The organism is Defluviimonas aquaemixtae (assembly GCF_900302475.1).
GTDB lineage: Bacteria > Pseudomonadota > Alphaproteobacteria > Rhodobacterales > Rhodobacteraceae > Albidovulum > Albidovulum aquaemixtae.
This window is the reverse complement of sequence record NZ_OMOQ01000003.1, coordinates 426846-445319: the sequence shown is the minus strand read 5'-3', so window position 1 is coordinate 445319 and position 18474 is coordinate 426846. Positions and strand designations below refer to the sequence as shown.

Genomic DNA, 18474 nt, shown 5'->3' with positions numbered 1-18474 from the left:
GGCCTCGCTGCGGCCTTGCCACTTAGCCAGCCTTGCTGGCACAAAGAGGCAGACGCGCGAACGAGGCTTCATGGAAAGCGAACTCCAGACCGTATTGAGTGCCCTGGAAGGGCTCTGGCGGACGATCCGGCTCAATCTCGGGCTCCTGACCCTGCCGGTTCAGCTCTACCAGGTCGCGGTCCTTCTCGGCTGCGCCGCGCTCGCCTGGCTGATCATGCGGTGGCTCGGCCCACGCTTCGAGGAGTGGATCAGGACGCTCTCCGGCCGGCCGAAATGGCAGCTCCGCTGGCTAGTCGTGCTGCGCAACCGCTTGTCGCTCGCCATCTTCGCGCTTCTCGCCTGGGCAGGGTCGGGCAGCTTCGCATATATGTTCACGTTTCCGTCCCGGCGCTACCTCCTGACGCTCGTCGCCACGATCGCGACCGCCTGGTTCTTCATCCGCCTCGCCGCGCAGCTCGTGAAGAACCGCTTCCTCAGGCGCATCGTGATCTGGGGCCTCACGATCTATGCGACGCTCTATTACATAGGCTATCTCGACGAGACGACGGCCTTCCTCGACGGCGTCGCGATAGAGTTCGGCGACTTCCGGCTGACGCTTCTGGCGATCCTCAAGGCGATCATCGTCACCGGGCTTCTCTTCTTCGGCGCGCGGCTGCTGTCGCAGACCGCGTCGCGCCGGATCAGCACGAACCAGGACATCAGCCCCTCGATGCGGGTGCTGACGGTCAAGTTCCTGCAGATCGTGCTTTATTCGGCTGCCTTCTTCATCGGGCTGAAGGCGGTGGGCTTCGACCTGACGGGGCTTGCGGTGCTCTCCGGCGCCATCGGCGTCGGCCTCGGCTTCGGCCTGCAGAAGGTCGTGTCGAACCTCGTCTCGGGAGTCATCATTCTCCTCGACAAGTCGATCAAGCCGGGCGACGTGATCTCGCTCGGCGATACGTTCGGCTGGATCGAGGCGCTGGGCGCCCGCTACGTCTCAGTCGTCACGCGGGACGGCAAGGAATATCTCATCCCGAACGAGGACCTGATCACCGGCCAGGTGGTGAACTGGTCGCACTCGAACGAATTCGTGCGGCTCGACATCTTCTTCGGCACCGCCTATGGCGACGATCCCCACAAGGTCAGGAAGATCGCGATCGAGGCGGCGCAGAGCGTCAACCGGGTCCTGAGCTTCAAGGCCCCGGTCTGCCACATCACCGGCTTCGGCGACAGTTCGGTCGACTACATCCTGCGCTTCTGGATCCGCGACCCGACCGAGGGGCTGACCAATATCCGCGGCAACGTCTATCTGGCGCTCTGGGACGCGTTCCAGGAACACGGGATCTCGATCCCCTTCCCGCAGCGCGAGGTCAAGATGCTTCCCGGCTCGGTTCTCGAGACGGCAAAGGGCGGGTAGGGCCGGGCGGCAAATCGCCGTGCCGGCCTCCCCGGCGGCAGGCGGAACGCCGCGAGCCGGCCCCATTTCCGCTACATTGAGATTTTACAATCGCGATGTTACCTTAAGGGTACGCCCGGCGCCGGGGTGAAGGTCGGCGCGCAACCCAGGAGGACAATGTCCTGTTTCACAACGCAAAGGCGGCCAATTCCCGGGCCGCAGGGCCGGTGCCGATGACGGCGAAGCCCGACCAGGTTTCCAGCGACGAGTTGCTCGCGCGGATCCTATCCTCTCTCGAAGACGACAAAGCCGAGGACGTGGTGGTTATTGACCTACGCGGGCGGTCGTCCGTCGCCGATCACATGGTGATCTGCTCGGGCCGCTCCTCACGCCAGGTCAGCGCGATCGCCGAAAAGCTGACCGAGCGGCTGAAGTCGGAGTTCGGGCGCATCTGCAAGATCGAGGGCAAGGACCAGGGCGACTGGGTCCTGATCGACGCCTCCGACGTGGTCGTCCATGTCTTCCGCCCGGAAGTGCGCGACTTCTACCAGCTCGAGAAGATGTGGCTGCCGTCGGGCGCGGGCGCGTCGGCCCGGACGGTCTGACACCCGCCGATGCGGGTGCATATCTGCGCGGTGGGCCGGCTGAGGGCCGGCCCGGAACGCGCGCTTATCGACGACTATCTCGCACGCTTCGACCGCACCGGCCGGGCCTTGGGGCTCGGCCCCGCAGCGGTGCACGAGGTCGAGGACAAGAAGGGTGGCGGCATTGAAGCGGAGGCCGCGCTTCTCACCCGCGCCCTGCCTTCGGGCGCGGTCACGCTCGCACTCGACGAACGCGGACGGATGATGTCCTCGCCGGACTTCGCCGCGCTGCTCGGTCGCTGGCGCGATGCCGGGCGGCAGGACGCGGCCTTCGTGATCGGTGGCGCGGACGGGCTCGCGCCCGCGCTTCGCGACGCGGCGGATCAGGCGGTCTCGCTCGGGCCGATGGTCTGGCCGCACATGCTCGTCCGTGTCATGCTCGCCGAGCAGCTCTACCGTGCTGCCTCGATCCTTGCCGGCGCGCCCTATCACCGGGCCTGACCGGCCCTCTGCGGGAGACCACGATGAGTGAACAGCACGAAGGTGGCTGCCTCTGCGGCGCGACACGCTATGTCTTCAGCGGCGCGCCGCGGTTCGCGATACGCTGCTATTGCCGCGACTGCCAGCGTGTCTCGGGCGGTGGGCATGCGCCGCAGATCGCGGTCGGGCGCGACGGGCTGACCGTGACGGGGGCGCTGAAGATCCATCGCCGGACGGCCGAATCCGGCAGCGACCTCGAATTCGGCTTCTGCGGCGAATGCGGCTCGCCCCTGACAAAATCCACCAGCCGCGCGCCCGAGATCGCCTTTCTCTATGTCGGCTCGCTCGACAACCCCGCGATCGTGGCCGAGTTCAAGCCGGTGTTCGAGGCCGCTCGCCAGCCATGGGACCAAGGGTAGATCCGCCTCCCCTGGCTTTGACTTTTCCTCGCCGGGAAGCTCGGCTACAAGCGCGCTGACCATTGCAAGGACTGAAGATGACCGCTCCCAAACCCGTCGTGCTGTGTATACTCGACGGCTGGGGCTTGCGCGCCGAAACCGAGGCGAACGCCGTCGCGCTAGCCGACACCCCGAACTTCGACCGGATCATGGCGACCTGCCCACATGCCCAGCTCGTCACGCACGGGCCGGATGTCGGGCTGCCCTCCGGCCAGATGGGCAATTCCGAGGTCGGGCACACCAATATCGGCGCGGGGCGCGTCGTGGCGATGGATCTCGGCCAGATCGACCTCGCGATTGAGGACAAGAGCTTCTTCTCGAACTGCGCGATCTCGGCCTTCATCCAGTCTCTGAAGGCGGACGGCGGAACCGCGCATCTGATGGGCGTGATCTCCGACGGTGGCGTGCATGGCCACATCGACCACGTGATCGCCGCCTGCGAGCTGATCGCGGGCGCGGGCGTGCCGGTCGCGCTGCACGCTGTAACGGACGGGCGCGACGTGCCGCCGAAATCGGCCGGCAGATTCATCGCGGACCTCGAAAAACGTCTGCCCGACGGCGCCCGCGTCGCCACTCTCAGCGGGCGTTACTTCGCAATGGATCGCGACAAGCGCTGGGACCGCGTGGAGCGTGCCTATGACGTGATCGTCGAGGCCAAGGGCGACAGCGCGGACAGCGCCTCCAACGCCATTGAAGCGGCCTACGAACGCGGCGAGACCGACGAGTTCATCCGGCCCACGGTGATCGGCGACTATTCGGGCGCTAAGGACGGCGACGGCTTCTTCTGCCTCAGCTTCCGCGCCGACCGCGCGCGGCAGATCCTGCTTGCGGTCGGCGAGGACGACTTCGACGGCTTCGACCGGGGCCAGCGCCCACACTGGGCTGCCCTTCTCGGCATGGTCGACTATTCCAAGACCCACGACGCCTTCATGGCGGCCGCGTATCCCAAACGCCCCGTCGTCAACACGCTGGGCGCCTGGGTCGCGGGCCACGGACTGAAGCAGTTCCGCCTCGCCGAGACGGAGAAATACCCCCATGTCACGTTCTTCCTGAATGGCGGTAAGGAGGTGCCGGCGGAAGGCGAGGACCGCCACATGGCCCCGTCACCCAAGGTCGCGACCTATGACCTTCAGCCGGAAATGTCGGCCCCCGAAGTGACCGACAAGCTCGTCGAAGCGATCGGCCGCGGCTACGACCTTATCGTTGTCAACTACGCCAATCCCGACATGGTCGGGCATACCGGCATCCTCGACGCCGCCATCGCGGCGGTCGAGGAAGTCGACCGCGGCCTCGGCCGGGCCGTGGCGGCGCTCGAAAAGGCCGGCGGCGCGATGATCGTGACCGCCGATCATGGCAACTGCGAAACCATGGTCGACCCTGAAACCGGCGGTCCGCACACGGCGCACACGACGAACCCCGTCCCGGTCGCGCTGGTGGGCGGGCCCAAGGGCGCGACTCTCAGGAACGGCCGCCTTGCCGATCTCGCGCCGACGCTGCTCGACCTCATGGGGCTCGACCTGCCGCCCGAGATGACGGGCCGCACGCTGATCGGGCAGGGATGAGACGGACCGCCCTTTGCCTCGCGCTTCTCTTCGCCCTTGCCGCCCCGGGGCGGACCCAGGACGCCGCCATCCCGGCAGCCGAGGACGCGGCGGCCGATCTGCGCGCGGCAATCGACGCGCTCAATGCCGCACGAGGGTCGCGCGACCGGGTGGCCGCGCTCACGCGCACAATCCAGGCTTACGAGGCGGGGCTCGCCGCGCTTCGCGACGCGCTCCGCCGCGCCTCGGTGCGCGAAAAGGAAATCCTTGCCACGCTCGAAGCGCGGCGCGGGCAGATCGGCCAGCTTCTCGCCGTCATGGCGGCGATGGAGCGCGACCCCGAGCCGCTTCTCCTCTTCCACCCCGACGGCGCGCTGGGCGCGGCGCGTTCGGGCATGATCCTCGGCTCGGTGACGCCTGCGCTTCAGGCCGAGGCCGCCGGGATCGGCGCGGCGCTGGAAGAGTTGCGACGGCTCCGCAAGCTTCAGACGGAAACCGCCGAGACGCTCGAAGCCGGGCTTGGCGCCGCGCAGGCGGCGCGCACCGCCTTGTCCCAGGCGATCCAGGACCGCACCGATCTGCCCCGGCGATTCCTCGAAGACCCCGAAGAGCTGACCCAGCTCGTGGCCAGCGCCGAAAGCCTCGACGCCTTCGCCGCCGGACTGTCGCGGATGGAGACCGACATCGGCGCACCGATGGATGATTTCGAGGGCGCGAAGGGCACGCTTCCGCTGCCGGTCCGCGGCACCGCCCTCAGGCGCGCGGGCGAAGCCGATGCCGCCGGCATCCGCCGACCCGGCATTATTCTGGCAACGCAGCCGGGCGCCTTGGTCACCGCACCCTGGCCTGCGACGATCCGCTACAGGGGTCCGCTTCTCGACTACGGAAATGTGATGATCGTAGAGCCTGCTTCGGGCTATCTTCTGGTCCTGGCGGGTCTTGGCACCGTGTTCGGCGAAACCGGCGACGTGCTCGAGGCCGGGGCGCCCGTCGGATTGATGGGTGGTGCGACCGAGGCAAAGGCCGCCTCGGCTGAGCCGATCGTCGCCGGCGCGGAGGAAACGGGTGTCGCAGGACGCACCGAAACACTCTATATGGAACTCAGACAGGGCAAGACGCCGGTCGATCCCGGCCCCTGGTTCGCAACGACAAAGGAAGACTGAGCGATGAGGAAATTCGTGATGGCGGCCATCGGCGGGTCGCTCGCGGGGCTGGTTCTGACGACACAGGTGGCGGGCCCGCTCGTCGCGCAGGAAACCGGCTCCAACAGCACCGTCTACGAGCAGCTCGATCTCTTCGGCGATATCTTCGAGCGCATCCGCGCGCAATATGTAGAGGAAGTCGATGAGGGCGAACTGATCGAGGCGGCCATCAACGGCATGTTGACTTCGCTCGATCCGCATTCGAGCTACCTCAGTCCCGAGGACTTCTCGGACATGCGCGTCCAGACGCGGGGCGAATTCGGCGGTCTCGGCATCGAGGTCACGCAGGAGGAAGGCTTCATCAAGGTCGTCTCGCCGATCGACGGCACGCCGGCCTTCGACGCGGGGATCCAGGCGGGCGACTTCATCACCCATGTGGACGGCGAAAGCGTCCTCGGCCTCACACTCGACGAGGCGGTAGACAAGATGCGCGGGCCGGTGGGCTCCGAGATCATCATCACCGTCGCGCGCGAAGGCGCCGATGAACCCTTCGACGTCTCGATCATCCGCGACACGATCAAGCTGACCGCCGCACGCGTCCGTCTCGAAGGCAATACCGTCGTGCTGCGCGTCACCACTTTCAACGACCAGACCTTCGACAACCTCGAAGACGGCCTGAACCAGACCGTCGAAGAGGCAGGTGGCATTGACAAGATAAACGGCTTCGTCCTTGACCTGAGGAACAATCCCGGCGGCCTCCTGACCCAGGCGATCGCCGTGTCGGACGCCTTCCTAGATAAGGGAGAGATCGTCTCGACCCGTGGCCGCAACCCGCAGGACAGCGAGCGCTTCAACGCCGCGCCCGGCGACCTGACCGAAGGCAAGCCCATCGTCGTGCTGATCAACGGCGGCTCGGCCTCGGCCTCCGAAATCGTCACCGGGGCGCTTCAGGACCACCGCCGCGCGATCGTGGTTGGCACGAAGAGCTTCGGCAAGGGTTCGGTCCAGACCGTAATCCCGCTCAGGGGCGAAGGCGCGATGCGACTCACGACGGCGCGCTACTACACGCCGTCCGGCCGCTCGATCCAGGCGTTGGGCATCGCGCCCGACATCGTGGTCGAGCAGCCGCAGCGCGCCGCCGCCGCCGAGGCGGAAGAGGAAGGCTCGATCACCGACCGCTCGCGCTCCGAGGCGGACCTGCGCGGCGCGATCTCGAACGACTCGATGACCGAGGACGAGATCCGCGTGTTCGAGGACGAGCAGAAGCGCGCCGAGGACGCCGCGAAGCTGCGCGAGGAAGACTACCAGCTCGCCTACGCGATTGACATCCTGAAGGGCCTTTCGGCCATCGCCGCCGCCGAATGACGAAGGCGAAGGAGGCCGCGAAGCCGAAGCCTGAGGATCTGCCCTACCGGCCCTGCGTCGGCGTCATGCTGATCGACGCGCAGGGCCGGATCTTCGCGGGCCGGCGCAACGACACCGAGGCACCGGCCTGGCAGATGCCGCAGGGCGGGATCGACAAGGGCGAGAAGCCGCGCCAGGCCGCCCTGCGGGAACTTCACGAGGAATCCGGCGTGACGGAGGACCTTGTTGAATTCGTCGCGAAATCGCCGGACTGGGTGACCTACGACCTGCCGCCCGAGCTTCTGGGCAAGGTTTGGGGCGGCAAGTATCGCGGCCAGAAGCAGCGCTGGTTCCTCTACCGCTTCCTCGGCCGCGACGACCATATCGACATCGCGACCGAGCACCCGGAATTCTCCGAATGGCGCTGGATCACCGCCGACGAGATGCTTCACGCTATCGTGCCCTTCAAGCGCGCGGTGTACGAGCAGGTCGTGGCCGCGTTCCGCCGCTACCTCGCCTGATGCGGCGAAGACGCTAGCCGACTGGTTCGATCAGTTGGGGGCCGTCATTCCTGACGGCGCCCACGTCCGGGCCGACTTCGTGCCAGGCAAGGCGCGTTTCCGGCAGTCGCACCACCTGCGCGATGTCGGCGCCGTCCAGCCAGTCAGCGATCGCATCCGGGTCGAGCATTACCGGCGCACGTGAGTGAATGTCGCGCAGCTTCCCGGCCGATTCCTCGGTGAGAATCGTGCAGGTCAGTCCCTCGTAGTCCGGCAGCTTCACCGAGGTCCAGAGACCGGCGAACACAAGCGCGGGCGCGTTGCCGCCGGCATGGATGAAATGCGGACGCTTGCCGTGGTCGCCCACCTGCCATTCGTAGTAGCCGGCGGCGGGCACGACACATCGGTTGCGCCGGTAGGCGTCGCGGAACGCCGGCACCTTCGCGACGGTTTCCGAGCGCGCGTTGAATGTGGCCGCCTTCAGCTCCTTGAGGCCTCCCCGGTGCCAATGCGGCACGAGCCACCAGCGCGCCATGTCCATGCGCAACTCGCCGTCGATGCGGCGGACGATCGGAATCATCGATGTCGGCGGCACGTTCCAGCTCTGCGGAATGTCGGGCTCGTATCCCTCGGGCTTGATCCCGTGTTCCAGCCAGTCGAACAGCTGCTGGCTCGTCAGCCCCGCATGGCTCATCCGTCCGCACATCGGCCCCTCGCCCCCCGTTACGGAAAGCCTATGCCATGAAGACGCGCCGAATCCAGCCCGCCGTGGAGGTTGGGCGAAAGCGGTGAGGCGTCGCGGTCGTGTCCGAATCGGCCCTCAGGCGCCGGACCTCCGCCTTGCTGCGACCGGCCTTCAGACCGGGACGTATCCGCCGAATCGCTGGATCCGTTCCTCGAAGCTCCTGACGTTGCTGACGGCGCGGTCGGACCGTGCGGCCATGCCGGCCAGAAGCATTTCGACCACGACGAAGGCCGAATTCAGCGAGGGAATGAATTGCGGGCCCGCCATGGGCAGCGGAACGACGTGCCACGCGCCCAGTGCGATGGGCGACCGGTGGCTGTCGGTCAGCGCCAGCACCCGGCCGCCGCAATCGCGCGCGATCTGGCAGGCGCGGACAACCTCGGTCGCGTAGTGCTCGAACGTGATCGCCACGACGATGTCGTCGGGCCCGGCGCGTGACAGCTGGTCCATGATCGCGCCCGGCTGGGCAGGGACGGTCACGAAATTGTCGAACGCCATACTGCCCACGTAGGACAGGTAATGCGCGACCGAATAGCAGCTGCGCACACCGATCGAATAGACGCGCCGAGCGGTCAGCAACGGCTCGATCAGCGATTCCAGAAGCCCCTGCATCTCGGGCGAAAAGACCGCCTCCGCGTTGGCGCGGTTCGCCGCGATGATCTCGCCGAACAGGTCGCTGCCGGCGCGATTGTGCAACGCCTCGGCGCGCGCCGCGTAGCCTATCGTCCGGTGACGGAACGCGGCCTGGATGTCGGCGCGGAAGGCGTCGTAGCCCTCATAGCCCAGTTCCTTGGCCAGCCGGATCACGGTGTTGGAGTTTACACCCGCCTTTTCGGCCAATCCGCGAATCGACGAGAACGCCACTTCGGCATAATGATCGAGCACCCACGACGCGAATCTCGCCACGACGGGCGTACCTTTCGCGGCGACCCTCGTCAGATTCGGTTTGAGTTTATCCAATGATTCTGATGACATATTCCAATGCCGACACGAGTTCCGCGGCACTCTAACATGACCCGCACCGGCATGATAAATCAATTGCTTTCTGATGTTGACATTTGTAATGCAAATGCATCATTCGTAAGATCAAACAAAATCAACAGGAGAGGAGATCACGATGAAACATGCTGCCTTCGGGGCATTTCTCGCCCTAGGACTGGCTGCGGCCCCCGCTATCGCCCAGGAAAGCTTCATCTCGATCGGCACCGGCGGCGTGACCGGCGTCTACTATCCGACCGGCGGCGCGATCTGCCGCATGATGTCGAAGACACGGTCGGAGCACGGCGTCCGCTGCGGCGTCGAATCGACCGGCGGCTCGGTCTACAACATCAACGCGATCCGCTCGGGCGAGCTCCAGTTCGGCGTCGCCCAGTCCGACTGGCAGTATCACGCCTTCAACGGCACTTCTGAATTCGAGGCAACCGGCGCGTTCGAGGACTTGCGCGCTGTCTTCTCGATCCATCCCGAACCCTTCACTGTCGTGGCCCGCGCCGATGCCGGCATCTCGAGCTTCGACGATCTGAAGGGCAAGCGGGTGAACGTGGGCAATCCCGGTTCGGGCCAGCGCGGCACGATGGAAGTGCTGATGGAGGCCAAGGGTTGGACCATGGACGACTTCGCGCTCGCCTCCGAGCTTCAGGCGGCCGAACAGTCCCAGGCGCTCTGCGACAACAACATCGACGCGATGATCTACACCGTCGGTCACCCGTCGGGGTCGATCCAGGAAGCCACGACGGCCTGCGACTCGGTGCTGGTGAACGTGACCGGCCCGGAAGTCGATCAACTCGTCGCCGACAATCCCTTCTACCGGGTCGCGACGATCCCGGGCGGCATGTACCGGGGCACGGACGAGGACGTTACGACCTTCGGCGTCGGAGCCACGCTCGTGACCTCCGCGCAGGTGCCCGATGACACGGTTTACGCGCTCGTCAAGGCAGTGTTCTCGGATATCGACCAGTTCCGCGGCCTGCACCCGGCCTTCGCCAATCTCGATCCGAAGGAAATGGCCAGCGACGGCCTCTCCGCGCCGCTCCATCCGGGCGCCGAGAAGTACTTCAAGGAAGCCGGCCTGATCGAATGATCGGCGGCGCCTGATCGCGACCGCGTTCACGGTCAGCGTAATCCGGGGCGCCGCATATCATGCGGCGCCCCTTTTTTGGCTGAAGCGAATGCTATCGGACGGATAGGGGGACGAAATGAGCGAGCAAGCCAACGACAAGACCGAAGGGCTCAGCGACGAGGACCTCCAGGATCTGGTCGCCTCGTCCGATACCGGGGGACGCGTTCCGACAAACCGCTCGGTGGCGCTTCTGATTTCCGGCATCGCGCTCGCCTGGTCGCTCTTCCAGCTCTGGATCGCGCAGCCGCAGCTCTGGTTCGGCCAGTACCTGCCCGTGATGAACTCCTCGCAGACCCGGCCAATGCACCTCGCCTTCGCGGTCGTCCTGGCCTATCTCGCCTATCCGGCATTCAAGAATTCCCCGCGCGACAGGATCCCGCTCGCTGATTGGGCGCTCGCGCTCATCGGCTTCCTTTGCGCCTTCTACGTCTTCGCCTTCTCGCGCGAACTCGCGTTGACCGCGCGGTCGGGCCTTCCGACGCAGTTCCAGGTCATCGTCGGCGCGGTCGGCATCGTCGTGCTTCTGGAGGCATCGCGCCGCGCGCTCGGCCCGGCGCTGACAATCGTCGGCTCTCTCTTCCTTCTCTACGCCTACATGGGCCAGGGCTGGCTGATCCCTGACATCATCGAACATAACGGGCTGTCGTTCACCGCCATCGTGAACGCCCAGTGGCTGGACACGACCGGCGTCTTCGGCATCCCCTTGGGCGTCTCGACCGCGTTCGTCTTCCTCTTCGTGCTCTTCGGCGCGATCCTCGACAAGGCGGGCGCCGGCAATTACTTCATCCAGCTCGCCTTCGCGGGCCTCGGCCACCTCCGCGGCGGCCCGGCCAAGGCGGCCGTCGTCGGCTCCGCCATGACAGGCCTCATCTCCGGCTCCTCCATCGCGAACGTTGTCACCACGGGCACATTCACCATCCCGCTGATGAAGCGCGTGGGCTTCTCGTCCGAAAAGGCCGGCGCGGTCGAGGTCGCCTCGTCCGTCAACGGCCAGATCATGCCGCCCGTGATGGGCGCCGCGGCCTTCCTCATGGTCGAGTTCGTCGGCATCTCCTACGTCGAGGTCATCAAGCACGCCTTCATTCCTGCGGTGATCTCCTACATCGCGCTCGTCTACATCGTGCATCTCGAGGCCTTGAAGAAGGACATGCCCGCGCTCGGCGAGGCAAAAAGCCTCGCGCAGATGTTCCTCAAGATCTTCATCGGCTTCGTCGTGGCCGGAGTCGGCTTTACCGCGCTCATTTACGGTATCCAGGGCCTGCGTGCTGCGGCCCCCGGCATCGCCGACTGGGTCGTGCTGGCCGCCATCGGTGCCGTCTACGTGCTGGCGCTTCGTGTCGCTGCCGGGCGCGAAGATCTCGCGCTCGACGATCCCAATGCCAAGGAGTTCCACCTGCCGACCGTCGCGCAGGTCTTCCCGACCGGGATTCATTTCCTCCTGCCGATCCTCGTCCTCATCTGGTTCCTGATGGTCGAGATGCAGTCACCCGCGAAATCCGCCTTCTACGCGGTCGCAGTGATGCTCCTGATCATCGTCACCCAGCGCCCGCTGAAGGCGATGTTCCGGAGCGAGAACTTGGGCTCAGCGACCCGCGCCGGCTTCGATGATCTGATCGAGGGACTGATCGCCGGCGCCCGCAACATGATCGGCATCGGCGTCGCCACCGCCGCCGCCGGCATCATCGTCGCGACCGTGACCAAGACGCCGATCGGCACCGAGCTTGCCGGGCTCGTCGAGGTTCTGTCGGGCGGCAACCTCTTCATCATGCTCCTCTTGATCGGGGTCTTCTCGCTGATCCTCGGCATGGGCCTGCCCACGACGGCGAACTACATCGTCGTGTCGTCACTGATGGCCTCGGTCGTCGTCACGCTCGGCGCGCAGGAAGGGCTGATCGTGCCCCTGATCGCGGCCCACCTCTTCGTCTTCTACTTCGGCATCATGGCCGACGTGACCCCGCCGGTGGGGCTGGCGAGCTTCGCCGCCGCCGCCGTGTCGGGCGGCGATCCGATCCGCACCGGCTTCACCGCCTTCTTCTACTCGATGCGGACCGTCGCCTTGCCGTTCCTCTTCATCTTCAACCCCGCGCTCATCCTCTACGGGATCGACCTCGGGACATGGGCGGGCATCCTGCAGGCGGCCTTCGTCTTCGTCACAGCCACCTTCGCGATGCTTCTCTTCGCCGCCGCGACGCAGGGCTATTTCCTTGCGCCCTCGCGGATGTGGGAAAGCGCCGCACTGCTGCTTGTCGCCTTAACGCTCTTCGTGCCGGGCTTCTGGTTGAACCGCGTGCAGCCGCCGTTCAACGAAAGCCCACCGACCGAGCTTGCGGCCTCCATGGACGCGGCCGCTCCTGGCGACCGGATACGCTTCGTCGTGTCCGGCCCCTCCTTCACCGATGGCGGCGTGACCCAGACCACGCTCGTCCACACCGTCGCCGAAGAAGACCCCGCAACGGGTCGCGCCGACGCGGCCGGTCTTTTCCTCCTGCCTGAGGGGGAAAAGCTCTACATGGACGAGCCGATGTTCGGCACGCCCTACCAGGAAAAGCTCTCGAGCTTCGACTTCTACGCCGAAGACCGGGTTGAGGTCGTGAGCGTCCTGTCGCCGGCCGAACGAATGCCGAAGCAGGTATTCTACATCCCCGCGCTTCTGCTTCTTGGGCTGGTGATCCTGCTCCAGCGCCGTCGCCAAACCAAACCGGCCTTCTGAGGAGGAACGATCATGGCAAGGAAAATCCTGCTCGCGGTCGACATCAACAACGAGGAAGCGAACAAGGCGCCTCTGGCTGCCGCGCTCGACCTCGCCCATGACGGTGGCGTCCTTCACGTTGTCTCGGTGCTGCCGGACTTCGGGTTCGCGCAAGTCTCGCAGTACTTCCCCGAGGGCTATGAACACAAGATGATCGACGAGTTCACGCATTCGCTCGCCGCCTGGGTGAAGTCCCATGTGCCCGAGGGGGTCGAGGCCCATCCCCATGTCGCGCACGGCACGATCTACGACGAGGTCGTGAAGGCCGGCGACAAGCTTGGCGTCGACGTGATCGTCATCGGCTCGCACCGGCATGCGCTCAGGGACTACCTCGTCGGCCCGAATGCGGAACGCGTCGTCCGCCACTCGAACCGCTCGGTCTACGTCGCCAGGAGTTGACACATGCCCAACCACATCTTCGGCCGCTCCACCAAGGGAACCCTGCCCACGGCCGTGAGAGGTGACGGCTGCTATCTGATCGATGCCGGCGGCAAGAAGTACCTCGACGGATCGGGCGGCGCGGCGGTCTCATGCCTCGGCCATTCCGACGAAAAGGTCCGCGCCGCGCTCCACGACCAGCTTGATCGGCTCGCCTTCGCCCATACCGGGTTCCTCACCTCGGAACCGGCCGAGGCGCTCGCCGACCGGCTGATCGCCGAGGCACCCAAGGGGATCGACCGCGTCTACCTCGTCTCCGGCGGGTCCGAAGCCGTCGAGGCCGCCTTGAAGCTCGCGCGACAGTACTTCCTCGAAGTGGGGCAGCCGAAGCGCCACCGTGTCATCGCGCGGCGGCAAAGCTATCACGGCAACACGCTCGGCGCGCTCGCCACCGGCGGCAATGAATGGCGCCGCGCCCAGTTCCGGCCCTTGCTGGTCGAGACCACGCATATCTCGCCCTGCTACGAATACCGGGGCCGCGAGGACGGCGAGAGCGTCGAGGATTACGGCCAGCGCGTCGCCGAAGAGCTTGAGACCGAGATCCAGCGCCTCGGGCCAGAGTCCGTGATGGCGTTTGTCGCCGAACCCGTCGTTGGCGCAACCGCCGGCGCGGTCCCGGCCGTGCCCGGCTATCTCAAACGGGTGCGCGAGATCTGCGACCGCCACGGCATCCTCCTGATCCTCGACGAAGTGATGTGCGGCATGGGCCGCACCGGCCATCTCTTCGCCTGCCTCGAGGACGAGGTCGCGCCAGACATGATCACAATCGCCAAGGGGCTTGGCGCGGGCTACCAGCCGATCGGGGCGCTCCTCTGCACCGGGGCGATCTACGACGCGATCGCGAAGGGCTCGGGCTTCTTCCAGCACGGCCACACCTATATGGGCCACGCGATGGCCGCCGCGGCGGCGAACGCCGTCCTCGGCCGCATCCTCGACGACGGCCTCCTGCCGCGCGTCCGCGAACAGGGCGCGAAGCTCGACGCGGCGCTGCGCGAGACGTTCGGCCAGCATCCCCATATCGGCGACATCCGTGGCCGGGGCCTCTTTCGCGGCCTTGAACTCGTCAAGGATCGCGAGACGAAAGAGCCGTTCGATCCTGCCCAGAAACTGCACGCGAAGATCAAGGCCAACGCCTTCGCCGAGGGTCTCATCTGCTATCCGATGGGCGGCACGATCGACGGCCAGACGGGCGACCACATCCTACTCGCCCCGCCCTTCATCATCGAGGATGCGCAGATCGACGAGCTGACGACGAAGCTTTCGACCGCCATCGACAGGGCGCTCGCCGCATGACACTGCCCCGCCTGATGGTCGCCCCCACGGGCGCCCGTCCGACGAAGAAGGACCACCCTGCCCTGCCCGTGACGATCCCAGAGATCGTCGAAGCCGCCGTCGGCTGCCAGAAGGCCGGGGCAGGCGGGCTCCACGCCCATATCCGCGACGCCGACGGTACGCATACGCTCGATGCCGGGCTTTATGCCGAACTGCTGGCCGAACTGGCGCGCGAAGCGCCCGGCCTCTACGTCCAGATCACGTCCGAGGCTGCGGGCCGCTTCACCCCCGCCGAACAGCGGGCGCTTATCGAAACACTCCGCCCTGCCGCCGTTTCGATCGCGCTGCGCGAGATCACCGCCGAGGAGAACGCCAGCGTGACGGCCCGGTTCTTCGCCTTTTGCCACGAGGCCGGGATCGAGGTGCAGCACATCCTCTACGACGCCGCCGACATGAGCCGCCTCGCCCATCTCGTCGCCGAGGGCACGATTCCGCGCGACAACCTCGCCGTCCTGCACGTCCTCGGCCGCTACACGACCGGCCAAACCTCGGACCCGGCCGACCTCGACGCGCCGCTGTCGGTGCAGTTCGCCTCCGGCCTTTCGCCCGACTGGGCCGTTTGTGCCTTCGGCCCGGCCGAGATCGCCTGCCTTCTCGCCGCGCTGAAAGCCGGCGGCAAAGCGCGCGTCGGCTTCGAGAACAATCGGCAGAACCGGGACGGCACCATCGCCGCCTCGAACGCCGAGCGCATCCGCGATCTGATCGCCGCCGCGACGGATGCGGGCCTCACGCTCTGACTGCCGTCACAGGCACCCGCTCGCCAAGTCTCCGCGCCGACGAAGGCGGGCTCAGTTGTCGTTGATATCCCGGTCCCAGAGCTTCACCTGCCCGCGCCTAACGCCCACGAGCTTTCTGAGCGCCAGCCACGCCGCGAGCGACGCCACCGCGAAGACCAGAATCAGGACCGCGAGCGACCCACCGAGTACCCCAAGCCACAGCAATAGCCCCACGATCCCGGCTCCGATGGCGAAGCCGAGAAGGATGAAGCCGGGAATGACGACCTCCAGGATGGCCAGGACCGCGCCCGCGATCATCCAGACCCACCACGCCGACCACAGCATCAGACCCGCCCCTTCAGCATCTTGAACGCGTCGCCGAAGGCTTCTAGCGCGTTCGCCGGCACGATAACAGTCTGCTTGCCGGCCCCCTGCCCGACGGCGGTCAGCGCCTCGACCTGCTTCAGCGCGACCTGGTACTGTGCCGCCTCGATCCCGTTTTCCTTGATCGCCTTGGCGACCACCTCGGTCGCATAGGCCTCGGCCTCGGCCGAGATACGTCGAGCCTTGGCCTCCTGCTCGGCGGCGTAAAGTTCCGCGTCGGCGGAAAGCTCGACCGCCCGCTTCTTGCCTTCGGCCTCTGTCACCTGCGCGCGCCGCGCACGCTCGGCGTTCAGCTGCTGCAGCATCGCAGCCCGCGTCGCCTCGTCGAGGTTCACGTCGAGGATCTCGGCCCGCGTGACCTCGATCCCCCAGTCATCGACCATCGCCGCGACCTGTTCGCGCACCTTATCGATCAGCTGCGCGCGGTTCGACTGGACGTGGTCCAGTTCCATCTTGCCGATCTCCGACCGCACGATCCCCGCCACGGTCGTCGCGATGGCGGCGTCGACGTCCCGGATGCGATAGACGGTCTTCTCCGGCTCCGTGATCCGGTAGAAGACCGAGGTTTCCACCTTCACAAGCACGTTGTCCGCGGTGATCGCATCCTGAAGCGCGTTCGGAAGCTGACGCTCGAGGACTGAGATCTTGTGCGCCACCCGGTCGAGGAACGGCACGATGAAGTTGATGCCGGGTCCGAGCACGGCGCGCAGCCGGCCGAAGCGTTCGACAACATGCTTTTCGGACTGCGGCACGATCCGCACGCCAAGAAAGACGCAAACGATGATGAAGACGGCGATGGCGAGGAGTACCCCGTTACCACCGAGCACCTCGCCGATGACCTGCCCGAAATCCATAACTCTCTCCTCACTGGCCCCCGGGGCGGACTATGCCCACACGCCCGCCAAGTGAAAAGCCCCTACTGGCCGGTCCCGCGCGTATAGAGCGTAAGATGCACTGGCTTGCCGCCGCCGATAGCCAACCCGTCGATCTCGGCCAACACATGCAAGGTCACACCGGCCGCCTCCGTCGCGGCGAGGAAGGCTTCGCGCAGCGGCGCTGCGATGACGGCGGCCGGGCATCCGGGCCGCGTGAACTCCTGCGCCGCCTCGCCCGCATCCGCGAAGGTGACCGGCCACGGCAGTTCGAAGACTAGAGAGGGTTCAGTGTACCCGGTTGCCAGGATGCGGTCGGGAATGCAGCCTGAATGGGCCAATGCGGTGCGCACTGCCTGCGAGGGCCAGAGGTAGCTCACGTTGCTCAACGTCCCGAGGGCACCGGCATAGACGGCGGCCGCCATCAAGACCAGCGCTGCAATGCCCGTCAGCCGCAGGTCGTTTCCCAGACTGAGGGCGAATACAAGCGCCAGAATCAGAGATGCGGCAAGGCTGAGAACAGCCAAGAGCGGCGGGGACACCCCGTGGCTCCACGCGAACCATATCGCCAGCGCGAGAAGTGCAGGCCCAATCAGCGAGAGCCCGACTGCCACTGCGCGCCAGCCGGCGCCGAGCGGCCCCGCGCGCCGGTCCCATACGACTGCGACGAGAAGTGCCAGAGCCGGGAACATGGGCAGCGGATAATGCAGGAGCTTTGTCGGAATCAGTTCGAACACGATCCAGCCTGGCAGGAGCCAGGCCAGCGCGAACTGCACCGCCGGGTCGCGGCGCATGTGCCAGGTCGCCGCCAACGCCGGCGCCAGAAGCGCCGCGCCCGGCCAGAAGATGACCCAGACAGCGATGAAATAAGCTCCCGGCGGCGCGCCGTGGCCTTCCTGCCCGCCCTGCGCCTTCGACAGGAGGTCGCCGAGCAAAGCGGCGTTCCAGAAGTCCATTCCTGACTGCAGGCTGATCGCGACATACCACGGCAGTACGATCGCCAGAAAGACCGCGCCGCCGCGCCATGATGCCAAAGGACGCAGCCACCGGACCCTGCGCGCGATCAGCGCGAGACCCGCCGCCGTCAAACCGACAATCATCGGCCCGATGGGTCCCTTGACCAGGGCCGATGCGCCAAGCATCGCCCAGAAGACCGGTGCGACCCATCGCGGCACGGCCGAACCGCGCCCTCGCCAAAGCATCGCCAGCGCCGAATGTGCGCCGACGACCGTCGCAAGTAGGACCGCGTCCGTCTTGGCGATCCGCGCCTCTGCAGCGAGAACCAGGGCCGCGGCCAGAACCGCGCCCGCCGAGAAGGCGGCGCGGGCGCCAATCAGCCCGCGTCCCATGGCGAAGGTCAGGAGAACCGCCAACGTAGCCCCGGCGACGGACGGCAGCCGGTACGACCAGATCGATCCGGCCGCGCCCTCGGGCAGCAAGGAGACGGCTGCGGCCTGAATCCAGTAGATTCCGACCGGCTTCTTGTAGCGCGGCGCGTCCTGGAACCGAATGTCGATGAGATCACCGCTCTCGGCCATCTGCCGGCTCGCCTGCGCGAACCGCGCCTCGTCGCGGTCGGTGACCGGGAGGCTTGTCAGCGCCGGCAGGAACAGCAGCCACGCGAGCGCCACCAGCGCCGCGACGGCCGGGAAGGGCCGCTCAGGGAGCGCCGCGAGCAATACCTCGCATCTGCGC

18 protein-coding genes are annotated in these 18474 nt (G+C 66.5%); 13 read left to right on the top strand and 5 right to left on the bottom strand.

Annotated elements, in window-relative coordinates:
• Positions 1–70: 70 nt before the first annotated feature.
• From DEA8626_RS17255 to DEA8626_RS17220, 8 genes are all read left to right on the top strand, one after another.
• Positions 71–1396 (top strand): mechanosensitive ion channel family protein, encoded by a 1326-nt coding sequence (locus DEA8626_RS17255; RefSeq protein ID WP_108854450.1) that lies wholly within the window; start codon positions 71–73, stop codon positions 1394–1396.
• Between the two features lie 212 nt (positions 1397–1608).
• Positions 1609–1980 (top strand): ribosome silencing factor, encoded by a 372-nt coding sequence (rsfS, locus tag DEA8626_RS17250; protein ID WP_108854449.1) that lies wholly within the window; start codon positions 1609–1611, stop codon positions 1978–1980.
• A 9-nt stretch (positions 1981–1989) separates the two neighbouring features.
• Positions 1990–2460, top strand: coding sequence for a 23S rRNA (pseudouridine(1915)-N(3))-methyltransferase RlmH (gene rlmH, locus DEA8626_RS17245; protein WP_108854448.1), 471 nt, complete (start codon positions 1990–1992; stop codon positions 2458–2460).
• 23 nt (positions 2461–2483) lie between these two features.
• Positions 2484–2858, top strand: a complete 375-nt coding sequence (locus DEA8626_RS17240) for a GFA family protein (protein WP_108854447.1) — start codon at positions 2484–2486, stop codon at positions 2856–2858.
• Positions 2859–2935: 77 nt separating this feature from the next.
• Positions 2936–4459: a 2,3-bisphosphoglycerate-independent phosphoglycerate mutase gene (gpmI, locus tag DEA8626_RS17235; RefSeq protein WP_108854446.1), complete on the top strand. Its 1524-nt coding sequence runs from the start codon at positions 2936–2938 to the stop codon at positions 4457–4459.
• Complete coding sequence (locus DEA8626_RS17230; RefSeq protein ID WP_108854445.1) at positions 4456–5601, top strand: murein hydrolase activator EnvC family protein; 1146 nt, start codon at positions 4456–4458, stop codon at positions 5599–5601. The genes gpmI and DEA8626_RS17230 overlap by 4 nt, the downstream gene beginning before the upstream one ends.
• Before the next feature lie 3 nt (positions 5602–5604).
• Positions 5605–6945, top strand: coding sequence for a S41 family peptidase (locus tag DEA8626_RS17225; RefSeq protein WP_108854444.1), 1341 nt, complete (start codon positions 5605–5607; stop codon positions 6943–6945).
• Positions 6942–7445: an RNA pyrophosphohydrolase gene (locus DEA8626_RS17220; protein WP_108854443.1), complete on the top strand. Its 504-nt coding sequence runs from the start codon at positions 6942–6944 to the stop codon at positions 7443–7445. Before DEA8626_RS17225 ends, DEA8626_RS17220 begins: the two co-directional genes overlap by 4 nt.
• Positions 7446–7458: 13 nt before the next feature.
• Here DEA8626_RS17220 and DEA8626_RS17215 read toward each other — a convergent pair whose 3' ends face one another.
• A complete protein-coding gene (locus DEA8626_RS17215) occupies positions 7459–8130 on the bottom strand; it encodes an SOS response-associated peptidase (protein ID WP_108854442.1) in 672 nt (223 codons plus the stop codon).
• Positions 8131–8280: 150 nt separating this feature from the next.
• Positions 8281–9075, bottom strand: coding sequence for a MurR/RpiR family transcriptional regulator (locus tag DEA8626_RS17210; protein WP_245890900.1), 795 nt, complete (start codon positions 9073–9075; stop codon positions 8281–8283).
• Positions 9076–9286: 211 nt separating this feature from the next.
• Here DEA8626_RS17210 and DEA8626_RS17205 point away from each other — a divergent pair, with 211 nt between their 5' ends.
• From DEA8626_RS17205 to DEA8626_RS17185, 5 genes are all read left to right on the top strand, one after another.
• A complete protein-coding gene (locus DEA8626_RS17205; RefSeq protein WP_108854440.1) occupies positions 9287–10249 on the top strand; it encodes a TAXI family TRAP transporter solute-binding subunit in 963 nt (320 codons plus the stop codon).
• A 115-nt stretch (positions 10250–10364) separates the two neighbouring features.
• Positions 10365–12998, top strand: a complete 2634-nt coding sequence (locus DEA8626_RS17200; RefSeq protein ID WP_108854439.1) for a TRAP transporter permease — start codon at positions 10365–10367, stop codon at positions 12996–12998.
• A 12-nt stretch (positions 12999–13010) separates the two neighbouring features.
• Positions 13011–13436 (top strand): universal stress protein, encoded by a 426-nt coding sequence (locus DEA8626_RS17195; protein WP_108854438.1) that lies wholly within the window; start codon positions 13011–13013, stop codon positions 13434–13436.
• A 3-nt stretch (positions 13437–13439) separates the two neighbouring features.
• Positions 13440–14768: an aspartate aminotransferase family protein gene (locus tag DEA8626_RS17190; RefSeq protein WP_108854437.1), complete on the top strand. Its 1329-nt coding sequence runs from the start codon at positions 13440–13442 to the stop codon at positions 14766–14768.
• The gene (locus DEA8626_RS17185; protein WP_108854436.1) at positions 14765–15544 is read left to right on the top strand and encodes a beta-keto acid cleavage family enzyme; all 780 of its coding nucleotides are present in this window, start codon (positions 14765–14767) and stop codon (positions 15542–15544) included. The genes DEA8626_RS17190 and DEA8626_RS17185 overlap by 4 nt, the downstream gene beginning before the upstream one ends.
• 51 nt (positions 15545–15595) lie before the next feature.
• Here the strand turns inward: DEA8626_RS17185 and DEA8626_RS17180 are convergent, their stop codons facing one another.
• The 3 genes from DEA8626_RS17180 to DEA8626_RS17170 all read right to left on the bottom strand — a co-directional run bounded on the left by DEA8626_RS17180 (position 15596) and on the right by DEA8626_RS17170 (position 18458).
• Positions 15596–15868, bottom strand: a complete 273-nt coding sequence (locus DEA8626_RS17180; protein ID WP_108854435.1) for an NfeD family protein — start codon at positions 15866–15868, stop codon at positions 15596–15598.
• Positions 15868–16761 (bottom strand): SPFH domain-containing protein, encoded by an 894-nt coding sequence (locus tag DEA8626_RS17175; RefSeq protein ID WP_108854434.1) that lies wholly within the window; start codon positions 16759–16761, stop codon positions 15868–15870. The genes DEA8626_RS17180 and DEA8626_RS17175 overlap by 1 nt, the downstream gene beginning before the upstream one ends.
• Before the next feature lie 62 nt (positions 16762–16823).
• Entirely contained in the window at positions 16824–18458 is a 1635-nt protein-coding gene (locus DEA8626_RS17170; RefSeq protein WP_108854433.1) for an ArnT family glycosyltransferase, read from the bottom strand.
• Positions 18459–18474: the final 16 nt, after the last annotated feature.

Coding starts and splice junctions, on each gene's coding strand:
- DEA8626_RS17205 (WP_108854440.1), top strand. CDS start 9,287: ATGAAACATGCTGCCTTCGGGGCATTTCTCGCCCTAGGACTGGCTGCG.
- DEA8626_RS17175 (WP_108854434.1), bottom strand. CDS start 16,761: ATGGATTTCGGGCAGGTCATCGGCGAGGTGCTCGGTGGTAACGGGGTA.
- DEA8626_RS17185 (WP_108854436.1), top strand. CDS start 14,765: ATGACACTGCCCCGCCTGATGGTCGCCCCCACGGGCGCCCGTCCGACG.
- DEA8626_RS17180 (WP_108854435.1), bottom strand. CDS start 15,868: ATGCTGTGGTCGGCGTGGTGGGTCTGGATGATCGCGGGCGCGGTCCTG.
- DEA8626_RS17230 (WP_108854445.1), top strand. CDS start 4,456: ATGAGACGGACCGCCCTTTGCCTCGCGCTTCTCTTCGCCCTTGCCGCC.
- DEA8626_RS17215 (WP_108854442.1), bottom strand. CDS start 8,130: ATGTGCGGACGGATGAGCCATGCGGGGCTGACGAGCCAGCAGCTGTTC.
- DEA8626_RS17220 (WP_108854443.1), top strand. CDS start 6,942: ATGACGAAGGCGAAGGAGGCCGCGAAGCCGAAGCCTGAGGATCTGCCC.
- rlmH (WP_108854448.1), top strand. CDS start 1,990: ATGCGGGTGCATATCTGCGCGGTGGGCCGGCTGAGGGCCGGCCCGGAA.
- rsfS (WP_108854449.1), top strand. CDS start 1,609: ATGACGGCGAAGCCCGACCAGGTTTCCAGCGACGAGTTGCTCGCGCGG.
- DEA8626_RS17190 (WP_108854437.1), top strand. CDS start 13,440: ATGCCCAACCACATCTTCGGCCGCTCCACCAAGGGAACCCTGCCCACG.
- DEA8626_RS17255 (WP_108854450.1), top strand. CDS start 71: ATGGAAAGCGAACTCCAGACCGTATTGAGTGCCCTGGAAGGGCTCTGG.
- DEA8626_RS17240 (WP_108854447.1), top strand. CDS start 2,484: ATGAGTGAACAGCACGAAGGTGGCTGCCTCTGCGGCGCGACACGCTAT.
- DEA8626_RS17200 (WP_108854439.1), top strand. CDS start 10,365: ATGAGCGAGCAAGCCAACGACAAGACCGAAGGGCTCAGCGACGAGGAC.
- DEA8626_RS17195 (WP_108854438.1), top strand. CDS start 13,011: ATGGCAAGGAAAATCCTGCTCGCGGTCGACATCAACAACGAGGAAGCG.
- DEA8626_RS17225 (WP_108854444.1), top strand. CDS start 5,605: ATGAGGAAATTCGTGATGGCGGCCATCGGCGGGTCGCTCGCGGGGCTG.
- gpmI (WP_108854446.1), top strand. CDS start 2,936: ATGACCGCTCCCAAACCCGTCGTGCTGTGTATACTCGACGGCTGGGGC.